At 61.1% G+C, this 2,584-nt stretch carries 4 protein-coding genes; 1 reads left to right on the forward strand and 3 read right to left on the reverse strand.

Going from position 1 to position 2,584, the window contains the following annotated elements; all coding sequences use genetic code 11:
* Positions 1 to 248: 248 nt before the first annotated feature.
* A complete protein-coding gene (locus tag AUR66_RS07360; protein ID WP_058571822.1) occupies positions 249 to 725 on the reverse strand; it encodes a DUF2062 domain-containing protein in 477 nt (158 codons plus the stop codon).
* Positions 726 to 784: 59 nt separating this feature from the next.
* Positions 785 to 1,222, reverse strand: a complete 438-nt coding sequence (locus AUR66_RS07365; RefSeq protein WP_058571823.1) for a CBS domain-containing protein — start codon at positions 1,220 to 1,222, stop codon at positions 785 to 787.
* A 340-nt stretch (positions 1,223 to 1,562) separates the two neighbouring features.
* On the opposite strand from AUR66_RS07365, the gene AUR66_RS07370 reads away from it, so the two are divergent.
* Entirely contained in the window at positions 1,563 to 1,859 is a 297-nt protein-coding gene (locus AUR66_RS07370; protein ID WP_058571824.1) for a hypothetical protein, read from the forward strand.
* Positions 1,860 to 1,937: 78 nt separating this feature from the next.
* Here AUR66_RS07370 and AUR66_RS07375 read toward each other — a convergent pair.
* Positions 1,938 to 2,584, reverse strand: a 647-nt coding sequence (locus AUR66_RS07375) for a succinate--CoA ligase subunit alpha (protein WP_058571825.1), incomplete at its 5' end; no start/stop codon positions are given.

Raw genomic sequence — 2,584 nt, forward strand, 5'->3', positions numbered from 1 at the left:
CCGTCTTCAACACGCTTCGTCGATTTGGTCGCGGACCCCGACTCTCACGTGGCCTCGGCCGACCATGTCTTGTGCTATCACTTCTCATAGATAATATAACAATGGAATTACACATAAACGTATTTCATCGCAGAGAGAAAGACACCAGTTCGACGACAAGATGTGTGTAAGACTGCCTTACTGTACGTTCTGGTAGAGATTAACATCCTTGTGTCGTCGTGACACACGTTATCGAAGAATGATACGAACTAGTCGTCCGATGGCAGAAGCTCTGGGGGAGAGAACGTCCGTCGGCGGTGGACGTGTGCAATCTGGAGGACGACCAGGTATCCGAGGACGGTGAGGGCGACGGCGAGAATCGCGTTGCCGAGGAGTTGCCGGAAGACGATATCGACGCCCGAGTCGAGCGACACGTCGGCGACAGTCGCACCGGGCACGGGGCCGAGGAGGTACGACCCGAGCCAGAAACTCGCGCCGTAGACGGCCCACTTGACCGGTGGGTTGAACACGACGAGCGTCGCGACGAGTGCGAGTTTGCTCGCGCGCTCGACGAAGTAGGCGACGAGGGCGAAGAGTGCAATCGCAGTGCCTGCAGTCGGCATCGCCACGACGAACACACCGAAGGCGAAACTCGCGGCGATTTCGTGGGGCGTGTGGTCCGCTGCGAACGCTCGCTCGATTCCCGTCCACACACGGTCACGAACCGAGGCTACTCTCTCGCGCACAGGTAAGGGCTAGAAGCCGGAGAGTAGTATCAATCCTTCGCCGTGCGGGACGGTAACAGTTATCTGAATCTCCGGTCCGACTCCCACTTACTCTTGAGTTCCATCATCTCCCCGACGCCACGGGCGACGTCCGAGATGTGGAAGGCGATGTCGGTGGCCGTGACGATACCGACCATCTCCGCGCCGTCGACGACGACGAGTTTCTTGACGCGCCCGTCGCGCATCTTCTGGGCGGCGACGCGCGTCGTCGAGTCTGGACGGACCCACTTTATCGGGTGCGACATGATTGCTCGTGTCGGAATCTCCGCCAACGGTTTGCCACTGGCGACACCGGCGCGGAGGACGTCAGATTCGGTGACGATCCCCGCCGGTCCGCCCTCGGTACGTACGACGACGCTCCCCGCGCCCCGATTGAGCATCAGACGCGCGCAGTCGGCGACGCTGGAGTTCAACCCGACAGTCGCCACATCCTCGGTCATGATTTCGTCGACGCGCATCGTCAGGCACCAATAGGCCCCCGATACCGTCTGGTCGTGCCTGCGGCCCAGTTTACAGATTCCCGGCACTGATATTTAGATGGGTCATCGGGCGAAACGTGCGCATCTCGTGACCGCATCGAAGAGAAGATATGCGAAGTATCTGGCGTCGTAATCGCTTCCCGGGTGCCTCGGTTGCTCCCGACAACGACAGTGTCGTCCATTAGCGTGACTAACCGGAATGGTGCGGATAAACCCGCGCATCTGAATATCATATCAAATAATGTCGTGTGGAATCCATTCGGAACCTCCAGTTCGGCGCGAGCGGCAACGATACGGTTGTTGAACGCTAGCAACACACATGGATATTGGTCTCCGACTCCTCGTCGCAGGGTTCTGCATCGTCGCGCCGTCACTCCTGTTCGTCGGGTTCGTCCGTGTCCTCGACAGCATGCGAAACGACGCCCTCGTCGAACGCGTCCTCGACAGACTCGACGAAGACATCGACGGTACCGGGACGACAATCGACCCGACGACGTTCCTCAAGACAGCACAGGAGAAGTCACGAGAGAAGATGACCGCGTGCACGGAGTGCAGCGTCCCGAACGCAGTGGGGAGTGCGCGGTGTGGATTCTGTGGGACGAGGTTGCATCGCTGACGCTCGTCGACCGGTGTCAGGGCTGTGTACGGGATGACTCTCCTGAGCCGCGAAAAATCGAGACGTGAGTCCGAAGACTTAGAGGAAGTCTTCGATGTAGTCGGCGACTTCGTTCGGGGTGTCGCCGACGGGGACGCCCGCGTCGTTGAGGGCGTTGATTTTGGACTCTGCCGTGCCGGTCCCAGACCCGGAGACGATAGCGCCGGCGTGACCCATGCGCTTGCCCGGTGGTGCCGTGCGGCCGGCGATGAAGCCAGCGACGGGCGTGTCCATGTTCTCGGCGATGAACTTCGCCGCCTGCTCTTCGTCTTCGCCACCAATCTCACCGCACATGACGACGGCGTGGGTGTCTGGGTCGTTCTCGAACGCTTCGAGGGCGTCGACGAACGACGTGCCGATGATTGGGTCGCCGCCGATGCCGATGGCGGTGGTCTGGCCGATGCCGCGCTCGGTCAGGTTCGAGACGACCTGATACGTGAGCGTGCCGGAACGCGAGACAAGGCCGACGTTCCCCGACTCGAAGATGTTGCCGGGGAGGATGCCGAGTTTGGCCTCGCCGGGCGTGATGATGCCCGGGCAGTTGGGGCCGATGAGGCGCGTGTCGACTTCGGACAGGCGCTTGTTCACCTTGGCCATGTCCTGCGTCGGGACGCCCTCGGTGATGGCCACGACGAGGTCGAGGTCCGTGTCGAGTGCCTCGAAGATGGCGTCGCCAGCGAACGCCG

Source organism: Haloferax profundi, assembly GCF_001469865.1.
GTDB classification, from domain to species: Archaea; Halobacteriota; Halobacteria; order Halobacteriales; family Haloferacaceae; genus Haloferax; species Haloferax profundi.

Bases quoted from the DNA above. Each gene is read 5' to 3' on its own strand.
- AUR66_RS07365 (WP_058571823.1), bottom strand. From the start codon at position 1,222: ATGCGCGTCGACGAAATCATGACCGAGGATGTGGCGACTGTCGGGTTG.
- AUR66_RS07370 (WP_058571824.1), top strand. From the start codon at position 1,563: ATGGATATTGGTCTCCGACTCCTCGTCGCAGGGTTCTGCATCGTCGCG.